Consider the following 25,771-nt stretch of genomic DNA (forward strand, 5'->3'; position numbering starts at 1 on the left):
TTCTCCTCTTCTCACAGAAAGCAGAACAACCCATGAGCATGACCCCCGAACAGGCCGCCTGGTTCCAGGGCACATTCCAGCGTCTGGTCGACAACATCGACAAGGCGGTGCAGGGCAAGAAGGAGATCGTCGGCCTCGTGCTCTCGTCGATGCTCGCCGAGGGGCACGTGCTGCTGGAGGATGCTCCAGGCACGGGCAAGACCAGCCTGGCGAAGGCACTCGCAGCGACCGTGCAGGGCACCAGCGCCCGTATCCAGTTCACGCCCGACCTGCTGCCGTCCGATGTGACGGGCGTGACGATCTACGATCAGCAGTCCCACAAGTTCGAGTTCCACAAGGGACCGATCTTCGCGTCGATCGTGCTTGCGGATGAGATCAACCGCGCCTCGCCGAAGACGCAGTCCGCGCTGCTCGAGGTCATGGAGGAGTCGCGCGTCACGGTCGACGGCGTCACGCACGAGACCGGTCGTCCGTTCCTCGTGATCGCGACGCAGAACCCCATCGAGCAGGCCGGAACCTACAAGCTCCCCGAAGCACAGCTCGACCGCTTCCTGATCAAGACGTCGATCGGCTACCCCGACCTCGCGATCACCGAGAGCATCCTCGCCGGGGCCTCGGACCGCAACCCCTCTGCGGGGCTCTCGGCCATCATCACCACCAGCGCGGTGGCCGACATGGCCGACCTCGCCGCATCCGTGCACGTCGAGCCGGCGGTGCTGCGCTACGTCGCCGAGCTGGCCGAGGCCACGCGCGCCGACTCCGCGATCCGCCTGGGTGTCTCGGTGCGCGGTGCGATCGCGATGATCCGCATGGCGAAGGTGTGGGCTGCGGCCCACGGACGCCACTTCGTGCTCCCGGACGACATCAAGACGCTGGCCCGCCCGGTCTGGCAGCACCGACTGCTGCTCGACGCCGAGGCGGAGTTCGCCGGCACCAGCAGCGATGCGGTCGTCGCCCGCGTGCTCGACGCCGTCGCCGCACCGCAGGCGCGAACGGCGGCCTGATGACCGCGGAGGCACTTCAGGCGCCGCCGGCGCAGACGGAACGCGACGCCGGATGGCGTGACATCGCGGCCGTCATCGGCGCGCGTCTCCTGGCGCGCCTCCGAGTCATCGCGGCGGCAGTCCGCCCCCTGGCGTGGGTGCTGCTCGCCCTCGTAGCGGGCTTCTGGATCCTCGGCCAGGTCGCCGGCTGGTCGGAGTTCACCGTCGCCGCGGTCGTGATCGCGATCACGCTCGTGCTGTGCTCCCTGTTCCTCATCGGCCGCACGGCGTACGACGTGTCACTCGACCTCGCGCGCACCCGGGTGGTGGTGGGGGAGCGGGCGGTCGGCGCGCTGACCCTCGCGAACCGCGGAACACGCGCGATCCTGCCCTCTCGCGTGGTGCTGCCGGTCGGCGCGGGGCGTGGGGAGTTCGGCATCCAGCGTCTCGCCGCCGGAGAAGAGGCGGAAGAGCTCTTCGCGATCCCCACCCAGAAGCGCGGGGTCGTGAAGGTCGGTCCGGTGAGCGTCGTCCGTGGCGACCCTCTCGGGCTGTTCGAGCGCGCGCACCGTCGTGACGACCCTGTCGATCTGTACGTGCATCCGCGCACCGTGCTCTTCGACGGCCAGTCGCTCGGGTATCTGCGCGACCTCGAAGGACTCCCCGCCACTGACCTCTCGCGGGATGACGTCTCGTTCCACGCGCTGCTCGAGTACCAACCAGGCGACGACCTGCGCCACGTGCACTGGCGTTCCACGGCGCGCACCGGAACCATGATGGTGCGTCAGTACGAGGAGACGCGCCGGTCTCACTTCGTGATCGGCCTCTCGCGCTCGGCGGGCGACTACTCCTCCGATCAGGACTTCGAACTCGCGATCTCCATCGCCGGCTCCATCGGGCTGCGCGCGATCCGCGATTCGCAGCGCGTCGATGTGCGCGTGCAGGGCCGTGAGCTCGCGGCAGGTACAGGGAAGCAGCTGCTCGACTCGCTCGCCGCGATCGAGGAGAGCAAGCCGCGTGAGGGCGGCATCTCGGAGTTGGCCGGCGTGGTCTCCCGAACGATGCCCCTCGCGAGCGTCGTGGTGCTGGTGTGCGGCTCGAAGGTGCGCAGCGACGATCTCCGCCTCGCCTGCTCCCGCCTGCCCTATGGCGCGCGCGTCCTCGCCGTCGTCGCGGACGGCTCCGTGTCGTCGCCGGCGCTGCAACGCATCGGCGATGCCGACGTCGTGACGATCGGCGAACTCGCGCAGGTCCCCCTCGCTCTGCAGAAGGTGCTCGCATGACCGCTCCGGCCACCGCGTCCTCCGCGCTCCCCGCGCGACGCTGGATCCTCGACCTCGGCGCCACGATCCTCCTGGTCGCCGTCTCGCTCATCGGGTTCTGGCCGACGTTCGGCGGGGCGTCGTTCCTGCCCGCTGTCGCCGGGGGCATCCTGCTCGGTCTCGCGATCGCGGCTGTCGCCGTCTGGCGGCGCTGGGGAATCCTGATCACGACGGGCCTCGTGGTCGCTGCATACTTCGTGTTCGGCGGCGCGTTGGCGCTGCCGCAGACGACGATCGCCGGGGTCATCCCCACACTCGACACCCTGCAGCGACTCGCGTTCGGGCCGGTGACGGCATGGAAGCAGCTGCTGACGACCGTGGCTCCCGTGGCTGCCGGCGACGGCCACCTGCTCGTCCCCTTCCTGCTCGCCCTGGTGGTGACGGCGCTCACGGCGTCGCTGGCCCTGCGTCTCTCGCAGGTGGCGTGGGCGCTGATCCCCGCCGCCGCGCTGCTCATGCTCGTGATCGCGCTCGGTACGCCGGAGCCTGCTTTCCCGGTCGTGCAGGGACTGGTCTTCGCGGTCGTCGCCGTCGCCTGGCTCGCGCTGCGCCAGATCTGGGCCCCGCAGAACGCCGCCGTGTCGGTGAGCGACATCGATCCGTCGCGCGCCGCGCACATGCGCATGCGTCGGCTCCTCGCCGGTCTGGCGGTGCTGGCCATCGCCGGGGGAGCCGGGGTCGCGACGAGCGCGATCGCCTCGCCGGCAGAGAGCAGGCACGTCTTCCGCGACGTGATCATCCCGCCGTTCAACATCCGCGACTACCCGAGCCCGCTGCAGGCCTTCCGCAAGAACGTGCGTGACGAGGCGGAGGAGACGCTCTTCACCGTCCAAGGGCTGCCCAAGGGCGCACGGATCCGCACCGCGGTGATGGACCAGTACGACGGCATGGTCTACAACGTCACCGACGGAGGCCCGACGTCCTCGAGCGCCTTCACACCGCTGCGTTCCGACATGTCGCCGGATGCCGAGGGCGTTCCGGTGACCCTCAAGATCGCGATCGACAACTACCGCGGCGTGTGGATGCCCACGGCCGGCATCCTCAGCGACATCGAGTTCGACGGAGCCCGCGCCGAGGAGCTGCGGCGGAGCACTTACGTGAACAACGCCACGGAGACCGCGGTCGCCACGCCCGTGCTCACGAAGGGCGACCAGTACACGGTCGATGCCGTGATGCCGAACGAGTACACCGACGAGCAGCTCGCCGAGCTGGCGTTCGGAACCGTCCCGATGCCCAAGCAGAGCAACGTCCCCGAGGAGCTCACCACCCTGGCTGCCGAGACCGTCTCCGACGCGGAGACCGCGATCGAGCAGGCCAGGGCACTGGAGTCCTTCCTCTCCGAGGGCGGGTTCTTCAGCCATGGCCTGGAGGGTGAGGTGCTCTCGCGCGCCGGGCACACCGCCGAGCGCATCTCGACATTGGTCGGTGGCGATCAGATGATCGGCGACGACGAGCAGTACGCCGTGGCCATGGCGCTGCTCGCGGGGGAGATCAACATCCCCGCCCGCGTCGTGATGGGCTATTACCCCGAAGAGGAGCGGGCGGGCGACGCGGTCTTCGAAGCCACGGGCGACGACGTGCACGCCTGGGTCGAGATCAACTTCGAGGGCGTCGGATGGGTGCCCTTCAGCCCCACCCCGCCCGAGGACCAGGTCCCCAACGACACGAACACCAAGCCGCGGGTCGATCCGAAGCCGCAGGTGCTGCAGCCGCCGCCCCCGCCGCAGGAGCCGGTCGACCTGCCGCCGACCCTGCCCGACGACCGCGAGTCCGAGGACGAGAACCTGAACCTCGCCGGGATCATCGGCGCGATCCTCCTGATCGGAGGCATCTCCCTCGCCATCCTCGCGATCCTCGCATCGCCGTTCATCGTGATCGGCGCCTGGAAGGCTGCCAAGCGCCGTGCGCGTCGTTCCGCTGCCCGCACCTCTGACCGGATCAGCGGCGGCTGGGACGAGCTGACCGACCGTGCGGTCGACTACGGTGCGCAGGTCGGCACAGGCGGCACCCGCATCGAGGAGGCCACCGTGGTCGCGAGCAGTCTCGCCGTGCCGCAGGTCACCGCGTTGGCGGAGCGGGCCGACCGCGAGGTCTTCGGCCCCACCGACCCGACTCCCGAAGAGGTCGATGCCTTCTGGCAGGAGGTCGACGGCATCGTCGGGGGGCTCGGCAGGGAAGCAGGATTCTGGAAGCGGACGAAGGCGCGCCTCAGCCTGCGCTCCCTGCTGGGCGGGACGGCGGTCTCGAACGGCCTGCAGAACCTGAAGGACGCCGCGACCGCGCGCGTGCGCCGCGAACCTGGCACGATCAAGAACAACACCGGCACGCCCGGTGGCACCGGCACGACGTCCACCTCACCCGAGAGCGAGACCCCATGACACTGCTACCGTTCGGCCAGGTCGCGCCGGTCTCCCGGCGTGCGGTGGCCTACATCATCGACGCACTGATCGCCGGAGGCCTCGGGGTCGTCCTCGGCGGGGGCCTGCTGGTCGCCGCCTCGCTCGCGGGCGGGATCGAGGCGACGCTGACCACGCTCCTGATCGGCGGCCCGATCGTCAGTCTGGTCCTGTTGGCCTGGTTCGTCGTGTACACGGTGATGCAGGCGGGTAACGGCTCGATCGGGATGCGGGCGCAGGGGCTGCGCCTCGCATCGGCGGTCGACGGGACGCCGGTGGGCTTCGGACGTGCCCTCCTGCGCAATGTCATCTTCGGTCTGGCCGGCGCGATCGTCGTCGGATACTTCAGCCCGTTGTTCGATGGTTCCGGACGCTTCCAGGGCTGGCATGACAAGGTCGGGAACGCCCTGATGCTGGACGCACGTGTCGAGGCGCCTGTGCCGTCCACGACGCCGGCCCCCGCCGCCCCGGCATCGCTCGCCTCCGCCGCGCCCGCGACCTCGGCTGCTCCGGTGGTCCCCGGCCTCCCGCATCCGTCTTCGCGCGCCGGGGCGCCGTTCGTGCCCCCCGCCGCGACGCCGGCGCCCGGGTTCGGACAGCCGACGCCTCCCGCGCCCGTGGCTTCGCCGCCTGCACCTGCTCCTTCGTTCGCTGCACCGGCTCCGGCGTCGGCGGGTCCGGCCGCACCGGCGGCACCGATCCCCGACGCCGGTGACCTGATCGCTTTCGTGCCCGGAATCACACAGGACTCCGCGCCGGCTCGTGCGATGCCGGCGCCCGAGCCAGCGCCGCCGACCCCCGCTCCCGCTCCTGCCCCCTCCGTGCCTGCTGCGCCGGCTCCCGCTCCTTCTGCTCCCGCCGCTCCTGCTCCCGCTCCTTCTGCTCCCGCCGCTCCTGCTCCCGCGGCCCCAGCGTTCGAGGCGGAGGAATCCGATATCGAGGACACCCGCATCAGCATCCCTGGTCACCGTCTGGTGTTCACATGGGATGACGGCACGCGGGTCTCGGTCTCGCGGCGCACGATCTTCGGCCGCAACCCCGGTCCGGAGGACGGTGCGATCATCGTCTCGGTGCGCGACGAGACCCTGTCGCTGTCGAAGACGCACTTCGAGGCCGCGGCCGAGGTCTCGGGCGGCTGGGTGCTCGACAGGCACTCCACCAATGGCATGACCATCGTCCGGGACGGGCAGCGCATCGCCTGCCCTGCCGGACAACGCGTTCCCGTGCGGCTCGGGGATGCCATCGAGATCGGCGACCGCATCGTGACCATCGGCGGGTACGCGTGAGGCCCGGACTCGTCGTCTCGACCGGTTCCGCGACGCATCCGGGGCTCCGGCGCGCGCTGAACGAGGATGCCCATCTGGCGGGCGCTCCGGTGTTCATCGTCGCCGACGGCATGGGCGGACACGAGGCGGGGGAGCGGGCGAGCGCGACCGTCATCGCGGAGTTCGCGCGCTTCATCGGCCGATCGGCCCTCGAACTCGACGATGTGCGCTTCGCCCTCTCTCGCGCGCGCGACGGCGTAGAGGAGCTCTCGACGTCGGGCAACGGTCGAGCCGGGACCACCCTGAGCGGCGTCGTGATCGCCTCCGTCGACGGCATGGGCTACTGGTTGGCCATCAACATCGGCGACTCACGCACGTACCGACTGGCCGATGGCGAGCTCGAGCAGGTCAGCGTCGACCACTCCGTGGTGCAGGAGCTGATCGAATCGGGCGAGCTGACCGCCGAGGACGCGCTCACCGACCGTCGCCGGAACATCATCACTCGGGCGATCGGTGCGAGCAGCACGGGCGACGCGGACTACTGGATGTTCCCCGCCGAGCTGGGCGATCGGATCCTGGTGTGCTCCGATGGGCTCACCTCTGAGGTGTCCGACGTCCGAATCCGCGAGGTGCTCCACAACACGTCCGATCCGCAGGAGGCGGCGGACGTGCTCGTCGCCGACGCGGTGAGCGCCGGGGGACGCGACAACATCACGGTCATCGTCGTCGATGCCGTCTCGGTCGCATCGCGACCCGGGACGCTGCTCGAGACCGACACAGACATCGACATGGACACGCGTCCGCGAGAAGCTGCAGGAGGGGTTCACTGATGCAGACCATCTACCGACCGGGGACCTGGTACCTGATCGTGATTCCGGGTGCGCTGGTCGCGCTCCCGCCGGATGTGCCCGCTGATGTCATCGCCCGGCTCTGGGCGCGGCTGCCGGAGCAGAAGACGCTGGCGACCGTGGTCGATGTGCTCACCGCGCATGCGGGCGGCTCCTTCGCCTCTCTCCCGCCGTTCGCCGCCGCGGTGGCGGAGGGCGACGACGTCCGCATCGCGCTGCGCGGTGGGGTCGTCGCGCGCGTGAGCGCGGAGTCGGGCGAGTCTCTCGAGCTGTCCGGCGCGGATGTGACGACGTGGAGCGAGCGCTTCGTCGGCCATGCCACCCGTGTCGAGATCACCGTCGAGGAGACCGCCTCCGCCGCCGCGCTGCCCGCGCAGGGCGGAATCGTCTGCGCGGCCGCCGTGAGCGCTGTACTCGAGCCCGGCGATGCCGCCGCGCTCACATCTGTCCTCGGCCCGGCGCCGCAGCTCGATGCCGCGGAACCAGGGGTATCCGCCAGGGTCCTCGCAGGCGGTGCGGTTCCGGCATTGGTGCAGTTCGGCGCTGCCGGCGCCTCATCCGCCGTGCCGGCTCCGGTACTCGGTGCTGCCGCGGATGCCGCCGTCGGCGCCGTGCCCGTGGTCGACTCGGAGCCGTCGGCGGTCGCCGAGGGTCCGGTCGCCGAGGGTCCGGTCGCCGATGAGGTCTCCGACTCGCCGGCAGCCGAGCCCGCGCCCGAACCCGTGATCGAGCCCGAACCCGTGATCGAGCCCGAACCCGTAATCGAGCCCGAGCCCACGCCGGAGACGGAGCCCACGCCGGAGCCCGAGCCCACGCCGCAACCGGAGGCCGAGACCGACGCCGTCGCTGTGATCGAATCGCTGCTGAACGCGCCTGAGGTCACCCTCGCGCCGCCCGCAGATGAGGACTTCGACCAGTTGTGGGGAGCCACGGTGCACTCGGTACCCGCCGCTCCTGCCGCTCCTGCCGCTCCGGCGCTCGCGGGCGACCACGACGGAGCGACGATCTCCGCCGCCGAGCTCCGCGCCCTGCGGCAGCAGGCGCCGGTCGCCGATGACGTGCCGACTGCCGTGCTCCCGGTGTCTCACGCTCCGCTCGCCGGTCGCATCCGGGTCTCCACGGGGCAGGTCGTCTCGCTCGATCGCACGGTGATCATCGGTCGTCGTCCACGGTCGACCAGGGCGAGCGGCGCGAACCTGCCGCACCTCGTCGCTGTCGAGAGCCCGCAGCAGGACATCTCGCGCAGTCATCTCGAGGTCCGTCCGGAGGGCGACACGGTCGTGGTGATCGATCTGCACACGACGAACGGGTCGACGCTGCTGCGCCCGGGTGCCGATCCGATGCGGTTGCACCCCGGCGAGCAGACGCTCGTGCTCTCCGGTGACGTGGTCGACCTCGGCGACGGCGTCACGGTCGCCTTCGAGGATCTGCCGTGAGTCGTCGTCCCTCTCCGCCACCCGAGCTGCCCGGCTTCACGTACGTGGAGCCGTTGGGCACGGGCGGCTTCGCCGACGTCTTCCTGTACGAGCAGGAGATGCCGCGTCGTCGTGTCGCCGTGAAGGTGCTGCTGGCCGACCGCATCTCGAGCGGCGCCGCGCAGGAGTTCACCGACGAGGCGAACGTCATGGCGATGCTGTCGACACATCCGGCGATCGTCACGATCTATCAGGCGGGCGTCGCCGGAGACGGCCGACCGTACCTGGTGATGGAGTACTGCCCGCGGCCGAACCTCCAGTTGCGCGCGCGCAAGGAGCCGTTCTCGGTGGCGGAGGCGCTGCGGGTGGGCGTGCAGGTGGCCGGTGCCGTCGAGACCGCACATCGTGCCGGGGTCCTGCACCGCGACATCAAGCCTGCCAACATCCTGGTCACGGAGTACAACCGGCCCGCTCTCACCGACTTCGGCATCGCGTCGACCACCGGCGCGACGGGCGAGGCCTCCGGCATGTCGATCCCGTGGTCGCCGCCGGAGTCGTTCGCGGAGCCTCCGCAGAGCGGTCCCCGCACCGACGTCTGGGCGCTGGGGGCGACGCTGTACACGCTGCTGGCCGGACGGTCGCCGTTCGAGAGGCCGGGCGAGCGCAACTCGAGTGCCGACCTGATCGAGCGCATCGAGCGGGCGGCACTGCAGTCCCTCAACCGTCCGGACTCTCCCGAGAGCTTGCAGCGCGTGCTCGACCGCGCTATGGCGAAGAACCCCGACGACCGGTTCCCGAGCGCTGTGGCGTTCGCGCGCGCGCTGCAGAAGGTGCAGATCGAGCTGTCGCACTCGGTGACGCCGATCGATATCGTCGACGAGCACCCGTCGCAGGACGAGCTCGAGGACGACGGCGACGGGCTCACCCGCGTGCGGGAGATCGTGAGCATCGACCCCGATGCCGCCTCGTTCACGCGTCCGTCCGCGACCACGCAGCCGCGTGGTTCGCAGTGGGCGCCCACCGACGTCCCGCGCTTCGATGCGCCGCCCGCCGCCGAGCCCGCGGTCGAGGCCACGCAGATCCGTCCGCCGCGGCCGCCGGCGCCTGCCCCCGCCGCCGAGGAGCGCACGATCCTGCGCGCCCCGATGGTGGTCGCTCCCGATGCGGCGGCGCCGTTCCCGACGGCGCCCCCGACGGCGGGTGCGCCGGGAGCCCCGACGCCGCCCCCGCCGGCGAGCGAGACCCCGGCGGCACCGCGCCGTCGCACGGGACTGTGGATCACTCTCGCCGCCGCCAGTGTCGTGCTGATCGTCGGAGGCATCTTCGGGCTCAACGCCCTCGTCGCCGGCCTCGCTCCGGAACCGAACCCGCAGGCCTCGGATGAGCCGGAGGCGACCCCGCAGGATCCGATCTCCGAAGCCGTGCCCAAGGTCGCCGATGCGACGGCCACTCGCACCGGCGATCAGGTCACGTTCACCTGGACGAACCCGAAGCCGCTCGAAGGCGACAGCTACCTCTGGGTGAACCTGGACCCCGCCGGCGACGGTGCCGTGAACCAGGTCTCGGAGGAGTCGGCGACGGTCACCGGCGCCGGGCAGGTGTGCATCGAGGTGATGCTGCGTCGCGCGAACGGCACGGCCTCCGACGTGGTGAAGGTGTGCGGATGAGCGCCGCGGCGGGCGTCACGGTCGAGTTCGCGGGAGAGTACTTCCCCGTGAGTGCCGGGGGACGGTTCATCGTGGGGCGCGAGGGCGACCTCGAGCTCGACGACAACCTGTTCCTGCACCGGCACTTCCTCGAGATCACGGATGCCGATGGGTTGTGGTGGCTGTCGAACGTCGGTACCCGGCTGACGGCGACCGTGACCGACTCAGCCGGTGGGGTGCAGGCCTGGCTGGCGCCGGGCGCGCGCCTGCCCCTGGTGTTCGAGAAGACCACGGTGGTCTTCAGTGCCGGGCCGACCACGTACGAGCTGACCCTGCACGCTGCCGAGCCGACGTTCCGCGCCACCCAGCGCGAGCACGACGACGGTGGGGCATCCACGATCGGCGACATGCCGCTCACGCTCAGCCAGCGGTTGCTGATCCTGGCCCTCGCCGAGCCGCAGCTGCGGCGCGACGGGACCGGGATGAGCGAGATCCCGACCTCCGCGAAGGCGGCAGAGCGACTGGGGTGGACGGTCACCCGGTTCAATCGCAAGCTCGACAATGTCTGCGACAAGTTCGACCGCATCGGCGTTCCCGGGATGCGCGGCGGCCAGCGCAGCTTCGCCACGAACCGGCGGGCCCGGCTCGTCGAGCATGTGATCGCCTCGCGCCTGGTGACTCGAGCGGATCTGCCGCTGCTGGACGCCTCTCACGACGACGACGGAGAAGGAGAGCAGGAGTGATCTGGGAGATCGACGATCACGCTCCTGAGATCGAGGGACTCGACAAGAACGGACGACCCGACCCGGCGTATGCCGCATCCCTCGGCCTGATCGCCGCGGGGCGCGGTGCGCGCGTCGGCGCGGCGGTGCTGGAATGGGTGTTGGCCGTGATCATCGCCCTGCCGGCGATCTTCACGCTGACTCCGATCCTGGTCGGTGCTGCCGCCGGCGGATTCGACCCGGAGAAGTTCTTCGCGCGCGACGATCTGGTCTGGATCATCGTCGCCGTCGCGGCGTCGCAGGGCCTCATGATCGCCTACATCGTGGTGCAGCTGGTGCTGCACGGACGCAAGGGCATCACGCTCGGCAAGGCCGTGTGCGGCATCCGCTCGATCAACGTCCGCACGCTCGAGCGCCCCGGCTTCTGGCGCGGCGCGGTCGTGCGCTACCTCGTCGCGTGCGCATCGTTCCTGATTCCCGTGATCGGGCCCGCGCTGGTCGTCGCGCTCTCCCCGCTGTTCGACATCGAGAGGAGAGGACGCGGGTGGCTCGACCTCGCCGCCGCCACCTGGTTCGTCGATGCCCGTCGCGGGCTGAACCCCTATGACCAGAAGCGGATGCGTATCGCGCGCAAGCGCGTGAAGACCCCGGAGCACGAGGAGAAGGCGCCGCTGCCGTCGCTCGCGACCCCGGTCGACCGTGATGCTCCCGCCGCCTACGTGCCGAGTGCGCGTCAGTCCGGCGGCGTGATCGGCGCGCACCGCAGCGGCACCGGGACCGTGCCGGCCGCGTCGCCGGAGGAATCCTCCGGAGCGGCGGTCGTGTCGGCTGTGCCGCCGTCGCTGGCCACCGGAGCGCCCGCCCCGACGTTCGCGCCGCCGGCCGCCCCGGCCCCGGTCGCTGCTCCGGTGTCCTCGTTCGCGCCGCCGGCACCCGCGCCCGCCGCCCCCGCGCCCGCTGCCCCCGCGCCCGCCGCCCCCGCGCCCGCCGCGCCCGCTGCGGTGCCCGTTGCCGCGCCGGCTGCCCCGTCGACACCGGCCGTCCTGCGCCCGGCGGCCACCCCCGCCCCCGCCGCGGCACCGTCGCCGTCGACACCGCCCTTGGCTCCGGCATCCGCATCCGCATCCGCCCCCGCACCGGCGGCCGCATCCGCACCTGCACCGACAGCTGCACCTGCCGGTGTGCGCGCCGTGCTGATGCTCGACTCGGGCGACCGCATCGAGGTGCGCGGCACCACGCTGTTCGGGCGCGCGCCCGCCGCCGCCGCCGGCGAAGGCGAGGCGCAGCTGGTGCGCGTGCCCGACGACACCCGCTCGGTGTCCAAGACGCACCTGGCCGTGATGCCCGCCAGACGCGGTGTCTTCGCGGTCGATCGCGCCTCGACCAACGGCAGCGCGATCATCCGGAACGGGGCCGAGACCCCGCTGGTCGCCGGCCATCCGGCCGAGCTGCAGACCGGCGACACCGTGCGTTTCGGCGACCGGACGCTGACGGTGGAGTGGGTATGACCGCACACGATGAGACGCGCCCCCGGCGCGGTGAGGACGGACGATGAGAGTCAAGCTGACCCTGCGTCGACCCGCAGCCCCCCTGACGGATGTGGTGGTGATGGCGGACTCGACGGCGACCATCGCCGATGTCGCTCGCCAGATTGCGACCACCGATCCGCAGCGGAGCATCGCGGCGGGTCCCGCCGATGTGCTCACGCTGTCCGTGGCGCCGCCGACGAGCGACCAGCTCACGATGCTCAGCCCCGACCTGCTCGTGGGCGACGCCCCGATCGGCTCCGGGTTCCTCGCCGAGGTCGTCAACGTCGGACCTCACCACGCCTCGACCGGCACCATCGGCGCCCGCCCCGCCGCCTTGCTCAGCGTCGTGTCCGGACCCGCGTCCGGGCAGGAGTTCCCGCTGCCGATCGGTCACTTCCTGATCGGTCGCGATGCGGCCAACGACGTCACCGTGGCCGACCCGCTCGTGTCGAAGCGCCACGCCCGCATCGAGGTCGCCTCGACCTTCGTCGAGCTGGTCGATCTCAACTCCGCCAACGGCATCCTCGTCGACGGCGGGCTCGTGCAGCGCCTGCGTGTGATCCCCGGCCAGCGGTTCACGCTGGGCGACTGCGAGTTCGTGGTGCATCTGGTGAGCGATTTCGACGGCTCCGCCGACGGCGACCCCGTGCTCGAGCGGGGCGGCGCGCTCATGTTCAACCGCAGCCCGCGCGTCGAGGAGCGGTTCACCGGCGAAGACCTCGACGAGCCGCGCTACCCGCGCGATCAGGTGCAGCGGCTGTTCCCCTGGCCGATGCTGGTGGCGCCGATCCTGCTCGGCCTCGCGATCTTCGCCATGAGCGGGAACCCGCGGTCGCTGCTCATCGTCTTCATGTCGCCGCTGATGATGCTCGGGAACTTCATCTCGCAGAAGACCAACCTCGGCCAGCGTCTGCGCAAGGAGGAGGAGTCCTTCGAAGAGCAGTTCGAGCGCCTGGAGGAGAAGCTCTACCACGCGCACCCCCGGGAGCGGGAGGTCCGTCACAACGAGGTGCCGGCGGTCGCCGTCGTGTTCGACGAGGCGATGCGGCTCGGTCCGCTGTTGTGGACGCGGCGCCCCGAGCACTGGAACTTCCTGGCGCTGCGTCTCGGAGTGTGCGAGGACGAGTCACGCACCCGCATCAAGCGCACCGAGACGCCGGAAGCGCTCGTCGAGTACGTGGAGCGCGTCGACCGTCTGGAAGAGCGCTACAGGATGATCGCCGATGTGCCGATCCTGGAGTCGCTGCAGAGCGTCGGGTCGATCGGTGTCGCCGGGCCCACGTCGCTCGCGAGCGATGCCCTGCGCGGTATCGCGGTGCAGCTGTTCGGCATGCACTCGCCGAACGAGCTCGTCACCGTCGCGCTCACGGAGCCGGGCTGGGCGAACGAGCTGGACTGGTTGAAGTGGCTTCCGCACACCTCCAGCGAGCGCAGCCCCTTCAAAGATGTCTCGCTCGCCGATTCCGCCTCCACGGGCGCTGCCCTGCTCAGCGGTCTGGAGGAGATCGTGCTGCGCCGATCGCGCGAGGCGAAGTCGCAGCGTCCGCCCTACGGGGACGACTGGGACCCGATGCTGTACGGCACCGACGTCAAGCGTGCCGCGGAGGATGCGACCTTCCCCGGCCAGACGGCCATCCTGGTGATCGTCACCAACGACGCCCCCGTCGATCGTGCCCGGCTGACGCAGATCCTCGAGCGCGGAGCGGATGTGGGGGTCTACGGTCTGTTCGTGGCTCCGGTCGTCGCGGCTCTGCCTGCCGCCTGCCGCACCTTCGTCGACGTGAGCGCCGGCCTCGAGCACGCCGTCGTCGGCACCGTCCGCAGCGGCGTCGGGTACGGCGACGTGCAGGTCGAGGGCGTGTCGCACGCGTACATGACCATGTTCGCCAAGCGCCTCGCGCCGGTCGTCGACTCCAGCACGGTCATCGAGGACTCCTCCGACATCCCGAACTCGGTGAGCTTCCTGTCCCTCGTCGGATCCGAGGTGGCGGAGGACGCGAACGCGGTGATCGACCGCTGGCGTCAGAACAACACGATCATCGACCGCTCCGGCGCTCGGCAGTCCCGGCTCAAGAAGGCCGGCAACCTGCGCGCCATCATCGGGCAGTCGAAGACCGATGCGATGACGCTCGACCTGCGCACGCAGGGGCCACACGCGCTCGTCGGCGGCACGACCGGTGCCGGCAAGAGCGAGTTCCTGCAGGCCTGGGTGCTCGGCATGGCCGCCGCACACAGCCCCGACCGCGTGACGTTCCTGTTCGTCGACTACAAGGGCGGATCCGCGTTCGCGGACTGCGTCGACCTGCCCCACACCGTGGGCCTGGTCACCGACCTGAGCCCGCACCTGGTGCGGCGCGCTCTGACCAGCCTGCGTGCCGAGCTGCACCACCGTGAGCACCTGTTCAACCGCAAGAAGGCCAAGGACCTCCTCGAGCTCGAGAAGCGCCGCGACCCCGAGACCCCGCCCGCCCTGGTGCTCGTGATCGACGAGTTCGCCGCGCTCGCCGGCGAGGTCCCCGAGTTCGTGGACGGCGTGGTCGACATCGCCCAGCGCGGCCGTTCGCTCGGCATCCATCTGATCATGGCGACCCAGCGCCCGGCCGGCGTCATCAAGGACAACCTGCGCGCCAACACCAACCTGCGTGTCGCCCTGCGCATGGCCGACGAATCGGACTCGAAGGATGTCGTGGACGACCCGGTGGCCGCGTCCTTCTCGCCGTCGCTCCCCGGGCGCGGCATCGCGAAGACCGGGCCGGGGCGCCTCGTGCCGTTCCAGTCGGCCTACGCCGGCGGATGGACCACGGACGAGGCCCAGGTCGCCGAGGTTCGAGTGGCCGAGCTGCGGTTCGGCTCGATCCAGACCTGGGAGGCCGAACAGGCGCCGGAATCGGACTCGCACGACGAGGATCTCGGCCCCAACGACCAGAAGCGCATCGTCGCCACTCTCGTGAGGGCGGCACGTGAGGCGCGCATCCCCGCCCCCCGACGCCCGTGGCTCGACGACCTGGAGAGCTCTGTCGATATGCGCGACCTCCCCGTGCTCGGCGACGGACAGGTGCTGCTCGGCAAGATGGATGTGCCGGAGCGGCAGCTCCAGGAGCCGGCGTACTTCCACCCCGACAAGGACGGCTCCCTGCTGGTCTACGGCACCAGTGGATCGGGGAAGTCCACCGTGCTGCGCACGCTCGCGATCGCGGCCGGCTTCGACCCCGCGCACTCGAACGTCGAGGTGTACGGTCTCGACTTCGGATCCGGATCCCTCAAGAGCCTCGAGGTGCTCCCGCACGTCGGGTCGATCATCTCCGGCGACGACTCCGAGCGCGTGCAGCGTGTGCTGCGCTCCCTCGCGAAGGTGCTCGACGACCGTGGCAAGCGCTTCAGCGCCGCCAACGCCTCCAGCCTCACGGAGTATCGCGAGATCACCGGCACGGACGAGGCGCGCATCCTGTTCCTGATCGACGGGTTCCCGCAGTTCCGGGCGGAATGGGAGTCGACCACGGCGCGGATGCCGTTCTACCAGACGTTCATGCGCATCCTCGGCGAAGGGCGTCCGCTCGGCGTGCACGTGATCGCGAGCGCCGATCGCTCGGGATCCGTGCCGACAGCGGTCAGTGCGAACGTCTCGCGACGCGTGGTGCTGCGCCTCTCGGACGAGTCCGGATACGCGATGCTCAACGCCCCCAAGGACGTGCTCGACGAGCGGTCCGCCCCCGGGCGCGCGATCGTCGACGGTCTCGAGACGCAGATCGCGACGCTCGGCGGCACGCCGAACGTCGCCGAGCAGACCAAGCTCCTCGACCACCTCGCCGCGCAGCTCCGGGCGAGCGGTGCGCGGGAAGTGGCCGAGATCGGCGCCCTCCCGACACGGCTGTCCGTGCGCGACCTCCCGGACCGGATCGGCGAGTTCCCTGTTCTCGGCGTCGCCGAGGACACGCTGGCGCCTCGCGAGTTCGACCCGGTGGGGACGTTCGTGGTGGCCGGCCCGCCGCAGTCCGGCAAGACGACGGCCCTCAAGGCGATCATCACATCGATGCAGCGGCTGGACCCCGGGGTCAGGCTCTTCCACTTCGGCGGGCGGCGCGCGCAGCTCAAGGGCTATGTGGACTGGACGCGCAGCGCGGTCACCCCGGAGGACGCGAAGGAGCTCGCGAAGGAGATCGCCGAGATCGCTGTCGACGAGACCCTGCCGATGCGGATGCTCATCGTGGTCGAGGATGTGCCCCAGTTCGCCGACGGCCCCGCGGAACGTGAGATGAAGGCGCTCTTCCAGGCGATCAACCGCAGCGATCATCTGCTGGTGGGCGATGCCGACGTCACTCAGGTCACGAGCGGCTTCGGCTTCATCGGAGACTTCAAGGCCGGACGCAAGGGCATCATCCTCAAGCCGGATGCGTTCGACGGCGATGCGGTCTTCAAGGTGCCCTTCCCCAAGGTCAAGCGCACCGACTTCCCGGAGGGGCGAGGCATCTTCGTGCAGGCGGGGCGTCAGGTCACGCTGCAGATGCCACTGGTGGAGGGCTGAGGGATGGTCGTGATCGCGGTGGGGCACGACGGGGCGAAGAGGCGGAACAGATCAGCGAGGATGGCGGAATGAGCGGGAACGAGGGAAAGCGCGCGAAGTCGACGCCGTGCGATTGCGGATACGTGGAATCCGGGGTCCTGCCCGCGCGACTCTGCTACGCGTGCGGCGATCGCGCTCTGCGCGCCTGGGAGGCCGAGGAGAAGTCCGTTCTGGGGAGGATGCCGGGTTATGCCACGGCCGTGGCCGAGCTGGTGAGAGAGGCGGCGAAGAGCCAGGACCGTGCGCTCAAGGCGCGTGCCAACGAGCCGTTCGCCGACGCCGCGTGGGAGCGCAGCAAGGCGGCGCGGGGCCTGGCGCGAATCCGGCGCGCGCACAGACACGAACTGGCGCAGGTGCCGCTCGACCGCTGGAATGACGCGGCGGCGGTCGTGGCCCACGACCCCCGGGAGCTCTTCCGCAAGGAGTCGAAGCGGTTCGCGAAGCGTGGTCCCGGTGCGGCTGCGCTCACGGCCCTCGGCGCGGTGGCGATGGAGGATCTCCTCAAGGTCGTCCGTTCGCGGAACGGGTGACCGAGGTGGGGAGTTCTCCCCATCGCAGCACGTGGCGACGAGCGGCTATCGTCGGATCGGGAAGAGGAGGGTGTCGTGGCAGGCAATGACGGCATGTTGCTCCCAATGGGAGAGCTGCAGACGATGGCGCAGCAGATCAGTGGGATCATCTCGGAGTTCGAGTCAGCAAGCGCGAGGCAGGGCGATGTGCAGGACGCCGTCGGCCGCCCCGCCGGGGACGGTCGCCTTCGCGACCGCTGCCATGCGTTCGAAGGCAGCTGGAACGACAGCCGGGACAAGCTGCTCACCAAGCTCCGCTCGGTGAGCGAGCGTGTGCAGGGGACGATCGACGAGACGACCGCGGCGGATCTGGATCTCGCCGGTCAGATGGAGCAGGCTGCGGCGACGCCGCAGGCAGCAGCTCCGAGCGCCGGTCACGGCCAGCCGTACGCCAACTAGGAGGCACTGATGCAGACCACGAGAGGGCGAAACGTCGAAGTCATCGCGGGAGACCCGGTCGGGATCGACACCCGTGCGACACAGATCTCCGAGCTCGCCGAGGACATGCTCTCCGCGGCCGCGGTGTTGCGCGGCATCGGTGACGGGAGCATTCGCGGCAAGGGCTATGCCATGGACAAGATCCGCGAGGTCGTCGACGACTCGCACAAGGATCTCAAGGAGGCCGGGGAGCGATACCAGCCGGCGGGCACCGTGCTCGGAAGGTATGCCGATGCCCTCAGCACGGCCCAGCAGCAGATGTCGACCATCGTCAGCGACTGCGCGGACTCTCTGAGCGCGCTCAGTACGCGTCAGACCGCTGCCGCCGACGCCCAGAGCGACTTCACCAGTCACACCACGGCGCTCGCGTGGAATCCCCCGGCCCCGGATGCCGAGGACGCGAGCGCCCGCGAGAGCGACCGCCTCGAGCAGGCCGCGGCCAGCGCTGCCACTGCGCTCGCGCAGGCGCGTGAGGCCCATGACGCCAACCTCGCTCGTTTCGACACCGTCTACGACTCCTGGGAGAGCGCGTACGAGACGGCGGTCAACGACCTGGAGGACGCGAACAAGATCGGTGAGGACTCGACCTGGGAGGACATCGCGGGGGTGATCGCCGTGATCGCCGAGATCCTCAGCTGGGTCGGCCTCGGCCTCGCGGTGCTGGGGCTCATCATCGGCGGCCCCTTCATCGCTGCACTGGCGGTGATCGTGGCGGTCGTATCGCTCGTGCTGACGGTGGCGCTGATGTTCGACGGGCGCAAGGGCATAGGCGATCTCCTCTGGTCGGTCGTCGGCATCCTTCCGATCGGAAAGCTGGGGATGCTCTTCAAGAAGGGTGGCCAGCTGAAGTTCCTCGGAGAGATCGGCAAGGGCATCACGAAGCCCTTCCAGCAGATCCGCGGGCTCAACAACCTGCAGTTCGCTCCCCGCTCCGGCTGGCGGGCGGACTGGCTGCCGAAGTTCGATGCCTTCGCCGGTCGCGTGTCAGGGGTCAAGATGACCGGTCCGTTCTCGCTGACGGGAATGCTCGACCGTCTCGTCGGCGGCACCAATCGGTCGTTCACCATCGCTTTCACGAATGCGGTGAACTCGGCACCCAAGCAGGCGATGGGGACGCAGCTCATGAGTCAGCTGCCGACAGCACTGCAGAACGTGGTGGGCGGTGCGCCGACGGCGTTCGAGCAGGCCTTCAACGTCTACAAGTGGATCGACCGCGGCATCTCCGTGACAGGAGGACGCCCCAGCGGGGCCCTGTCGCCCGCGGGTGCCATCAACGGGGTGTTCTGAGATGGCGACTGCGACACCCGCGATCACGTGGGGGCTGGACTACGACGCGGCACAGTTCATCCCGCTGCCCGCTGCCGGCGAGGGCGCGGAGCATCCGGACGGAGCCCGCGCCTGGATCGACACGGTCATCTCCCATTACGAGAGTTCCGCGCCGCTCACCGATGGCGATCGTCAGGGGCTCGCTGTCACCGCTGAGGCCCTCCTCACGATGATCGAGCCGTTCGTGACGCGCCTGTGGTTCGCGCCGCCCGGGGTCTACAGCGACGTCCTGGTCAGCGTCGTGGTCACAGACCTCGAAGGAGACTCGGCCCGCGAGATCATCGCGGAGGTCACCGCCTCGCCGGAGTCTACGGCGTCGGATGGCGTCGCTGTGGAGACCGACTCGCACGGCTCGGGCATCCTGGTCCGTCGCACCACCGGAGTGCAGCCGGAGGACGGGCGGGCGCTGTTGGTCGCGCAGTGGGATCTGCTCCTGCAGAACGGTGCCGTCCTGATCGCGATCAACGCGATGGGCACGACGCTCCCTGTCTTCGCGCGGCTCGAGGAGGAGCTGATGGGGCTCGTCGAGGGCATCGTGCTCCCTGCCGGCTCCGGGGCCGATGCGCAGTGAGCTCGCGCGCACGGCATCTGTGAGGATGGTCCTATGAATGATCTCCGCGTCGAGCTGCAGTACGGGATCCCGCCGTTCCGCATCGCACTTCCCCCAGGGTGGCGTCGGAAGGCGGCATCCTCCGAGACGGAGAGATCGGACCTCGAGCGCGCAGCGCAGTTGTTCCGCCAGGCGGGGCGCCCCGACCTCGAGGCGCAGTACCGGGCGATGATGGCCCGCGTGCGCCAGGGCATGGCGCGGTCCAAGGTCTTCGCGATCTTCCGACAGGAGGAGGTCGAGGCCGAGGAACTGCTCCCCATGACGATCACGGCATCCGCGGTCGACGGAGAGGGCGGAGCGAACCTCGACGGGTGGATCTCGGAGGCGTTCCGCACCAGGGGTGCCGACTTCCTCGAGGACGCCAAGCACATCGTGCGATGGGAGGCGGAGTCTTCGGCGATGCCCGGCGGGTCGGATATCGGCGCGGTGGCCGGACGCACACTCACCTACGTCCTGCCCGTACCCGCCACCAACAGGTCACGTGCCCTGGTGTTCACCACGACGATCCTCACGCCGGACAGCGCGGCGATCTCGGAGAGCGCGATCCGCGGCATGACGGTGCTCAGCGATCTGATGATCTCGACGGTGGCCTGGGAGCAGCTGGCGGAGGAGCCGGCAGTCCCGGAGTTGGCAGGGCAGACGCCCACCCACGGCAGCTGAGGCGCGGCATGGGGAGTTGTCCCCATCGACGGCTTTGCCGGTTTGTCCGTAGGGTGGAGTTATTCGGGCCGGAGGGGTCCGTTCCAGTCGATTTGCGGAGGTGTGGACGATGGCCGATTTCGGTGCGTCTTATGCGGAGATGGAGCAGGTGGCGTCGTCGCTGTCGCAGGCTCGTGATGACATTCAGGGTCAGTTGGACACGCTGAAGGGTCAGGTGGACACTCTTCTGGGTGAGGACTTCAAGACGCAGCACGCGTCGGGCAAGTTCGGTGAGGGGTACACGGAGCTGACGACGGGTCTGAAGACCGCGGTCGATGGCATCAATGACATGTCCGAGTCGCTGCTGGGCATGATGCGTGCGATCCAGGACCTGGATCAGCAGCTCGCCGGCAGCTGACACGCGGCACTGTGTCACGAAGAGGGGCGACCATGACGGTCGGCCCTCTTCGTCGTTCGCGGACGCTTACCCTGGGAGCATGAGTCCGTCTGAGGCTGTCGTGGAGTTCGAACGCGGCGTGCTTCAGGCGAATGCACCCCTGGCCGCGCTGCATGAGGCGGCGGGAGTCTCGGGTGATGCTCGGATGCGGGAACTCGCGGCCCACATCGCGTTTCCCGTCCTGGCCGGGCGCCACCTCCGCCACCGTGTGGAAACGGGCGGCGCAGGAGGCGGAGATGACTGCGGTGTTGGACGAGTACGCGTCGTCCGCGCGCCCGCTGATCCGACCGGCGGACCAGGAGCGTTGGGAGCTGCTGGTTGCCGACATGCAGCGCAGAAGCGGCGAAGGCTTCCTCGCAGACGAGCTCGGGCGCAGCGCGGTGGGAGCCGCGCTCCTGCGGGCGAAGCTCGGCGGACGTCCGCATCGGGCGCAGCAGCGCGGCGGCATCGACTGCGCATGCGGTTATGCGGTCGACGGTGTCATGCCGGAGAAGCTGTGTCCGGAGTGCGGGGATGTGCTCCTGCGGCGCTGGGTGGCCGAGGAGCGGCGACTGTTGCGGTCGATGCCAGAGTACGCGGAGGAGGTCACGCGAGTGATCGAGGCGACTGCACAGAAGCAGGCCAAGCTGGCCCAGAGTCGCGGCGACGACACGGCCGACGAGGCGAGCGCGACGCGCAGAGCCGGCGGACGTCGGCTCGCACGTCTCCGCCGCACGTACCGCGTCGAGTCGATGAAGCTCGATCTCCGGCGTTGGTCGAGCTTCATCGAGGTGCTCTCGCGAGAGGCCCGCCCTGCGGTTCGGACCACCGCGGCGAAGGCGCAGAAGCGCGGCCTCGGCGCTGCGGCACTCACCGAGCTCTCTCTCCTCTCGATGGCCGACGAAGTCAAGATTGCTGAGCGCATCCTCGAGAAGCGCAAGAACAGTCGCTGGAAGGTCTGAGGTTCAGCCAGATGGGGAGCACTCCCCATCGCGTCGCGCGGAGCTTCCCAGTGGGCGCCGAGTTCCGCACGATGATGGCGCAGGCCAACCGGTGCCCGGGTCGCTGCGCCGCTCGTCGATGGGGAGTTGTCCCCATCGACGGCTTTGCCGGTTTGTCCGTAGGGTGGAGTTATTCGGGCCGGAGGGGTCCGTTCCAGTCGATTTGCGGAGGTGTGGACGATGGCCGATTTCGGTGCGTCTTATGCGGAGATGGAGCAGGTGGCGTCGTCGCTGTCGCAGGCTCGTGATGACATTCAGGGTCAGTTGGACACGCTGAAGGGTCAGGTGGACACTCTTCTGGGTGAGGACTTCAAGACGCAGCACGCGTCGGGCAAGTTCGGTGAGGGGTACACGGAGCTGACGACGGGTCTGAAGACGGCGGTGGACGGCATCAATGACATGTCCGAGTCGCTGCTGGGCATGATGCGTGCGATCCAGGACCTGGACCAGCAGCTCGCCGGCAGCTGAACCACCGTGTTCCCGGTGAGGGGCTGACGGGAGACTGTCGGCCCCTTTCCGTCACGCACATCCAATATTCGTCGGGGGGCGAACCATGAGCGATGTCGAGATCTTCTACGCCGAGTTGAACGACGCGTCCAGCGCGCTCACCGCGGCCACGTACGAGGTCCTGATGGAGGCCGCGAACGTCATCGGCGAAGACACCGGGGTCGAGAATCCCGCGCAGCGCGCCGCACTCCGTCTCGAGATGCACCGACGCCTCACCGCCCTGCACGACGCGGCGTACGACCGCAACGAAGCCGCCGATGCTCTCGCTGCCGCGATCACCGACATCGCGAACAAGTACACCGAGCTCGACACCGAGCTCACCGGGGGAGACCGCTCATGACGCTCACCTCGCCGAACCGCGGCTACCCGCTCGAACGCCTCGAGGGCAACAGCGGATCGATGGCGTACTGGAGCGGCCTGTTCACGCGCGTCGCGGATCGACTCGGTGACCTACGCACGGCGGTGCAGTCCGCCCACGACCTTCCCGGCGTCGGCAGGGCCGTCACCGCGGTGCGCACCGACGCGAGCGACCTCTCCGGACTGCTCCCGGCCGACATCGCCGAGGCGCAGCTGCTCGCCGGAGTCATGCAGCGCTACGCCGACGCCTTCGACGCGCACGCGAAGCCGGCCAACGACCTGATCGACGACATCGAGACCGCCCACGCGGAGTGGTCGCGCCTGAACATGGCCGCCGACCACGCCGGTCGTGCGGCGATGGCCGCCGCCTACGGCGATGACCAGGACAAGATCGACGACACGAACGATGCGGTGACCGAGGCGATCGGCGACCGGGATGCCGCGAAGGAGGCGCTGGACGCCCTCTGGACGCAGTACGAGGGGTACTACGGCGACTGGGACACCGCGTACGCCGCCGCGCTCTCGGAACTCGCCGGTGGTGGTGGGACCGTGCTGACGAACGAGGCGCGCGATCTCCTCGACGCGCTGCTCGCGGCCACGAGCCCGGAGGACATCTACCGGCTCTGGCTGGAGAACCCCGAGCTGCAGGACGAGATCATCAAGAGCCATCCCGAGATCATCGGCAACCTCGACGGCATCCCCTGGGACGTGCGGGCGACGGTCAACAAGGCGCGGCTGGACGAGCTGCTCGAGACCGAGCCCGAGGGGCCGCATCGGGATGAGCTCGAAGCGATCGTGCGGGCGCTGAACGCGGCGGGAACTCCGAAGCCGAACCTGATCAGCTTCGATCCGGACGGCTCGGAGCAGGTCACCGCAGCGCTTGCCTACGGCGATCTGTCCACAGCATCCGAGATCAACACGCTGATCCCTGGGATGAAGGGCAACGTAGGCGATCTCTTCTCCTGGGGGGAATCGGCGAAGGCGCTCAATGACTCGGTCGGTCCCGGGTCTGCCACCGTGGTGTGGTTCGGCTACGACACGCCGGAGCTGCTGGAAGAGCCTGCGATGGACCGGGCGCAGGATGGCGCGGCGGCGTTGCGTTCGTATCTGCTCGCGGTGCGCGCGCTGTCGCCCGATGCCGACGTCAACGTGATCGCGCATTCGTACGGGTCCACCACGGCCGCACTGGCGATCGGCTCGCAGCCGGACGGACTCGGTGTCACCTCGTTCATCGCGGTCGGTTCCGCCGGCTTCCCGAACGATCCCACCGTGGTCGAGAACCTGACCAACGGCAAGCCGCCGCAGATCTATGCGACCATCTCCGAGGACGATGCGATCGCTCGGATCGGCCGGGCTACGGCCCCCGGGCATCCTGTCAGCCCCGAGCGGCTGCCGGGCACTACCGTGTTCGACAGCGATGGCGGAGTTGATTCATCCGGGGGGAGCCTTCCCTCGGCGACCGGGCACGATGCCCTCGGGCCCGGTGCCTACCTGGAGCCGGGGTCCGAATCGTTCTATAACGTGTCGGAGATCATCCAGACCGGGCAGCCGGGCACGGAGCGCGGAGGCGAAGGCAGCACGCAGGGATTCTGGGATGCGGACAACTGGTGGATCAGCGATGAGTATGCGCTCATCGACTTCTGAGCGGATGGTGACGGATGCGCGGTAAGTGGCAGCGCGGACTGATGGCGGCAGCAGCCGTCGGATTGGTGATGACGATGACGAGCTGTGGGTCGGCGCCTGAGGGCGATGCGCTGTATCGCGAGGGGGAGAAGAACTACGTCGCTTATGCCACGGTCATGCACTCCGTGATCATGGCCGTGCATGAGGGGGACTGGGCCGTGGATCAGGGCTCCTTCGGCGCGTCGCCGATTCCCTGTCGCATCAACGGCGAGCTGACGGGGTACACGTTCTCCTGGGCGCGGGTGCTGGAGCCCGAGGAGGCGATCGATGTGGACGCCGTCGTCGCTGCCGCGACCAAGGCCTTCGAGGACGCCGGGGTGGAGGCCAGCACGGCGAAGTTCGGTGAGGGAGATCGCCAGGAGGTGAACGTCATCGGCACGGGCGGCGACGTCGGTCGTGGTGTGGTGACGATCCGTCCTGGTCGGAATCAGATCCGGGCGTCAGCAACCCCCGGCTGCATTCCCGGCGATGCTGCGGATCTCTCCGATATGGTCTTCGGTGGCGAGCTCGCCGATGACGGGGCGTCGCTGCGCTTCCCCGCGTTCGAGGGCCCGGACTGGCAGCCGCGGTTCTACTTCCCCGAGGGGAGCCCGATCTACGTCAACGAGGACGGTACGCCTGTCGAGCCGCAGCCGACGACCACCGAGTTCCCCGTGGCGCCCTACGGTGGCGCCGCGTCCTGACAGCCGGGTTCTGCTTGGATACTAGGGTGGCAGCCATGCGTTACGCGTGGGCGGTCGTGGCCGCCGGATTGGTGCTGGTGATGACCGGATGTGCTGCGCAGGCGGCTCCCGAAGGCGATGAGCTGTATCGCGACGGAGAGAAGCGCTATCTCACGATGGCGAACACGATGCACACCGTCCTGATGGGTGTGCACGAGGGCGTGTGGGACGTGCCGATCGGGGGCTACGGAGCCTTCCCGATCGCGTGCGATCTCGGCCATGCCGACGATGGCTACCGTTTCGCGTACCGACGTTCCGTGGCGTTGTCTGACGTCGACGGACAGGCCCTCAGCGACGCGGCCGTCAAGGCGTTCGCGGATGCCGGCTTGGAGTCGGATACGGCCGTCTACGGCGAGGGGGACCGCGCCGAGTGGAATGTCATCGCCGAGGACGACGCGGTGGGCCGAGCCGTCGTGACCATCCGGCCGGCAGAGGGCACGGTGACGGCATCGGCCGACACCCCGTGCATGCCGGGAGATTCTGATGCTCTCTCGGCGATGGTCGGCGATGACGAGAACCGTGGGGACGACATCCTGACGTGGCGTTCGATCCCGGCGACAGAAGGCGTGGATTCGGTGCCGCAGTTCTACTTCCCCGCTGGCGGACCGGTGTACTTCAACGAGGACGAGAGCGTGGTCGAGCCGCAGCCCGTGGTGACGGATCCGCCGAAGGCGCCCTTCGGGAGCTGAGGCGGGCGAGCCGGTCGTTCCGGCAGTCGTCGAACGCGCCGCAGATCTACTCGACACTCTCGGACGATGCCGTCGCGCGGCTTGGTCGGGCCACATCGTCGGCGCAC

General features: G+C 69.6%; 22 protein-coding genes. All 22 read left to right on the forward strand.

Annotated elements, in window-relative coordinates; all coding sequences use genetic code 11:
* Nucleotides 1–32 precede the first annotated feature (32 nt).
* The 22 genes from KZC51_RS05275 (at nucleotide 33) to KZC51_RS05380 (ending at nucleotide 25,664) form a co-directional block, all read left to right on the forward strand.
* The gene (locus KZC51_RS05275; protein ID WP_247628965.1) at nucleotides 33–1,004 is read left to right on the forward strand and encodes an AAA family ATPase; all 972 of its coding nucleotides are present in this window, start codon (nucleotides 33–35) and stop codon (nucleotides 1,002–1,004) included.
* Entirely contained in the window at nucleotides 1,004–2,266 is a 1,263-nt protein-coding gene (locus tag KZC51_RS05280) for a DUF58 domain-containing protein (RefSeq protein WP_247628966.1), read from the forward strand. The genes KZC51_RS05275 and KZC51_RS05280 overlap by 1 nt, the downstream gene beginning before the upstream one ends.
* Nucleotides 2,263–4,683, forward strand: coding sequence for a transglutaminase TgpA family protein (locus tag KZC51_RS05285; protein WP_247628967.1), 2,421 nt, complete (start codon nucleotides 2,263–2,265; stop codon nucleotides 4,681–4,683). The genes KZC51_RS05280 and KZC51_RS05285 overlap by 4 nt, the downstream gene beginning before the upstream one ends.
* Complete coding sequence (locus KZC51_RS17620; protein WP_281731717.1) at nucleotides 4,680–5,987, forward strand: RDD family protein; 1,308 nt, start codon at nucleotides 4,680–4,682, stop codon at nucleotides 5,985–5,987. The genes KZC51_RS05285 and KZC51_RS17620 overlap by 4 nt, the downstream gene beginning before the upstream one ends.
* Entirely contained in the window at nucleotides 5,984–6,796 is an 813-nt protein-coding gene (locus tag KZC51_RS05295) for a PP2C family protein-serine/threonine phosphatase (RefSeq protein ID WP_247628968.1), read from the forward strand. The genes KZC51_RS17620 and KZC51_RS05295 overlap by 4 nt, the downstream gene beginning before the upstream one ends.
* The gene (locus KZC51_RS05300; RefSeq protein WP_247628969.1) at nucleotides 6,796–8,250 is read left to right on the forward strand and encodes an FHA domain-containing protein; all 1,455 of its coding nucleotides are present in this window, start codon (nucleotides 6,796–6,798) and stop codon (nucleotides 8,248–8,250) included. The genes KZC51_RS05295 and KZC51_RS05300 overlap by 1 nt, the downstream gene beginning before the upstream one ends.
* Complete coding sequence (locus tag KZC51_RS05305) at nucleotides 8,247–9,896, forward strand: serine/threonine-protein kinase (RefSeq protein WP_247628970.1); 1,650 nt, start codon at nucleotides 8,247–8,249, stop codon at nucleotides 9,894–9,896. Before KZC51_RS05300 ends, KZC51_RS05305 begins: the two co-directional genes overlap by 4 nt.
* Entirely contained in the window at nucleotides 9,893–10,618 is a 726-nt protein-coding gene (locus KZC51_RS05310; protein ID WP_247628971.1) for a hypothetical protein, read from the forward strand. The genes KZC51_RS05305 and KZC51_RS05310 overlap by 4 nt, the downstream gene beginning before the upstream one ends.
* On the forward strand, nucleotides 10,615–12,105 hold the full coding sequence (locus KZC51_RS05315; protein WP_247628972.1) for an RDD family protein: 1,491 nt from the start codon (nucleotides 10,615–10,617) through the stop codon (nucleotides 12,103–12,105). Before KZC51_RS05310 ends, KZC51_RS05315 begins: the two co-directional genes overlap by 4 nt.
* 43 nt (nucleotides 12,106–12,148) lie before the next feature.
* Nucleotides 12,149–16,648, forward strand: a complete 4,500-nt coding sequence (locus KZC51_RS05320) for a type VII secretion EssC family protein (protein WP_247628973.1) — start codon at nucleotides 12,149–12,151, stop codon at nucleotides 16,646–16,648.
* A gap of 68 nt (nucleotides 16,649–16,716) precedes the next feature.
* A complete protein-coding gene (locus tag KZC51_RS05325) occupies nucleotides 16,717–17,217 on the forward strand; it encodes a hypothetical protein (RefSeq protein ID WP_247628974.1) in 501 nt (166 codons plus the stop codon).
* Nucleotides 17,218–17,292: 75 nt separating this feature from the next.
* Complete coding sequence (locus tag KZC51_RS05330) at nucleotides 17,293–17,655, forward strand: hypothetical protein (protein WP_247628975.1); 363 nt, start codon at nucleotides 17,293–17,295, stop codon at nucleotides 17,653–17,655.
* A gap of 9 nt (nucleotides 17,656–17,664) precedes the next feature.
* A complete protein-coding gene (locus tag KZC51_RS05335; RefSeq protein WP_247628976.1) occupies nucleotides 17,665–18,981 on the forward strand; it encodes a putative T7SS-secreted protein in 1,317 nt (438 codons plus the stop codon).
* A 1-nt stretch (nucleotide 18,982) separates the two neighbouring features.
* A complete protein-coding gene (locus KZC51_RS05340; protein ID WP_247628977.1) occupies nucleotides 18,983–19,591 on the forward strand; it encodes a hypothetical protein in 609 nt (202 codons plus the stop codon).
* Between the two features lie 33 nt (nucleotides 19,592–19,624).
* Nucleotides 19,625–20,290: a hypothetical protein gene (locus tag KZC51_RS05345; RefSeq protein ID WP_247628978.1), complete on the forward strand. Its 666-nt coding sequence runs from the start codon at nucleotides 19,625–19,627 to the stop codon at nucleotides 20,288–20,290.
* Between the two features lie 109 nt (nucleotides 20,291–20,399).
* Nucleotides 20,400–20,687: a WXG100 family type VII secretion target gene (locus KZC51_RS05350; RefSeq protein WP_028501988.1), complete on the forward strand. Its 288-nt coding sequence runs from the start codon at nucleotides 20,400–20,402 to the stop codon at nucleotides 20,685–20,687.
* Between the two features lie 275 nt (nucleotides 20,688–20,962).
* Nucleotides 20,963–21,667 (forward strand): hypothetical protein, encoded by a 705-nt coding sequence (locus KZC51_RS05355; RefSeq protein WP_247628979.1) that lies wholly within the window; start codon nucleotides 20,963–20,965, stop codon nucleotides 21,665–21,667.
* 219 nt (nucleotides 21,668–21,886) lie between these two features.
* A complete protein-coding gene (locus KZC51_RS05360) occupies nucleotides 21,887–22,174 on the forward strand; it encodes a WXG100 family type VII secretion target (protein ID WP_028501988.1) in 288 nt (95 codons plus the stop codon).
* Nucleotides 22,175–22,259: 85 nt separating this feature from the next.
* Entirely contained in the window at nucleotides 22,260–22,553 is a 294-nt protein-coding gene (locus tag KZC51_RS05365; protein ID WP_247628980.1) for a hypothetical protein, read from the forward strand.
* On the forward strand, nucleotides 22,550–24,214 hold the full coding sequence (locus tag KZC51_RS05370; protein ID WP_247628981.1) for an alpha/beta hydrolase: 1,665 nt from the start codon (nucleotides 22,550–22,552) through the stop codon (nucleotides 24,212–24,214). Before KZC51_RS05365 ends, KZC51_RS05370 begins: the two co-directional genes overlap by 4 nt.
* Before the next feature lie 14 nt (nucleotides 24,215–24,228).
* Nucleotides 24,229–24,936: a hypothetical protein gene (locus tag KZC51_RS05375; RefSeq protein WP_247628982.1), complete on the forward strand. Its 708-nt coding sequence runs from the start codon at nucleotides 24,229–24,231 to the stop codon at nucleotides 24,934–24,936.
* A gap of 26 nt (nucleotides 24,937–24,962) precedes the next feature.
* The gene (locus KZC51_RS05380; RefSeq protein WP_247628983.1) at nucleotides 24,963–25,664 is read left to right on the forward strand and encodes a hypothetical protein; all 702 of its coding nucleotides are present in this window, start codon (nucleotides 24,963–24,965) and stop codon (nucleotides 25,662–25,664) included.
* Nucleotides 25,665–25,771: the final 107 nt, after the last annotated feature.

Source organism: Microbacterium croceum, from assembly GCF_023091245.1.
In the GTDB taxonomy this organism is placed as follows: Bacteria; Actinomycetota; Actinomycetes; order Actinomycetales; family Microbacteriaceae; genus Microbacterium; species Microbacterium croceum.

What these genes read in the sequence shown, in the direction of transcription:
- KZC51_RS05300 (WP_247628969.1), top strand. Translation starts at nt 6,796, where the DNA reads ATGCAGACCATCTACCGACCGGGGACCTGGTACCTGATCGTGATTCCG.
- KZC51_RS05355 (WP_247628979.1), top strand. Translation starts at nt 20,963, where the DNA reads ATGACTGCGGTGTTGGACGAGTACGCGTCGTCCGCGCGCCCGCTGATC.
- KZC51_RS05310 (WP_247628971.1), top strand. Translation starts at nt 9,893, where the DNA reads ATGAGCGCCGCGGCGGGCGTCACGGTCGAGTTCGCGGGAGAGTACTTC.
- KZC51_RS05345 (WP_247628978.1), top strand. Translation starts at nt 19,625, where the DNA reads ATGAATGATCTCCGCGTCGAGCTGCAGTACGGGATCCCGCCGTTCCGC.
- KZC51_RS05350 (WP_028501988.1), top strand. Translation starts at nt 20,400, where the DNA reads ATGGCCGATTTCGGTGCGTCTTATGCGGAGATGGAGCAGGTGGCGTCG.
- KZC51_RS05360 (WP_028501988.1), top strand. Translation starts at nt 21,887, where the DNA reads ATGGCCGATTTCGGTGCGTCTTATGCGGAGATGGAGCAGGTGGCGTCG.
- KZC51_RS05340 (WP_247628977.1), top strand. Translation starts at nt 18,983, where the DNA reads ATGGCGACTGCGACACCCGCGATCACGTGGGGGCTGGACTACGACGCG.
- KZC51_RS05335 (WP_247628976.1), top strand. Translation starts at nt 17,665, where the DNA reads ATGCAGACCACGAGAGGGCGAAACGTCGAAGTCATCGCGGGAGACCCG.
- KZC51_RS05280 (WP_247628966.1), top strand. Translation starts at nt 1,004, where the DNA reads ATGACCGCGGAGGCACTTCAGGCGCCGCCGGCGCAGACGGAACGCGAC.
- KZC51_RS05285 (WP_247628967.1), top strand. Translation starts at nt 2,263, where the DNA reads ATGACCGCTCCGGCCACCGCGTCCTCCGCGCTCCCCGCGCGACGCTGG.
- KZC51_RS05275 (WP_247628965.1), top strand. Translation starts at nt 33, where the DNA reads ATGAGCATGACCCCCGAACAGGCCGCCTGGTTCCAGGGCACATTCCAG.
- KZC51_RS05370 (WP_247628981.1), top strand. Translation starts at nt 22,550, where the DNA reads ATGACGCTCACCTCGCCGAACCGCGGCTACCCGCTCGAACGCCTCGAG.
- KZC51_RS05365 (WP_247628980.1), top strand. Translation starts at nt 22,260, where the DNA reads ATGAGCGATGTCGAGATCTTCTACGCCGAGTTGAACGACGCGTCCAGC.
- KZC51_RS05375 (WP_247628982.1), top strand. Translation starts at nt 24,229, where the DNA reads ATGCGCGGTAAGTGGCAGCGCGGACTGATGGCGGCAGCAGCCGTCGGA.
- KZC51_RS05320 (WP_247628973.1), top strand. Translation starts at nt 12,149, where the DNA reads ATGAGAGTCAAGCTGACCCTGCGTCGACCCGCAGCCCCCCTGACGGAT.
- KZC51_RS17620 (WP_281731717.1), top strand. Translation starts at nt 4,680, where the DNA reads ATGACACTGCTACCGTTCGGCCAGGTCGCGCCGGTCTCCCGGCGTGCG.
- KZC51_RS05325 (WP_247628974.1), top strand. Translation starts at nt 16,717, where the DNA reads ATGAGCGGGAACGAGGGAAAGCGCGCGAAGTCGACGCCGTGCGATTGC.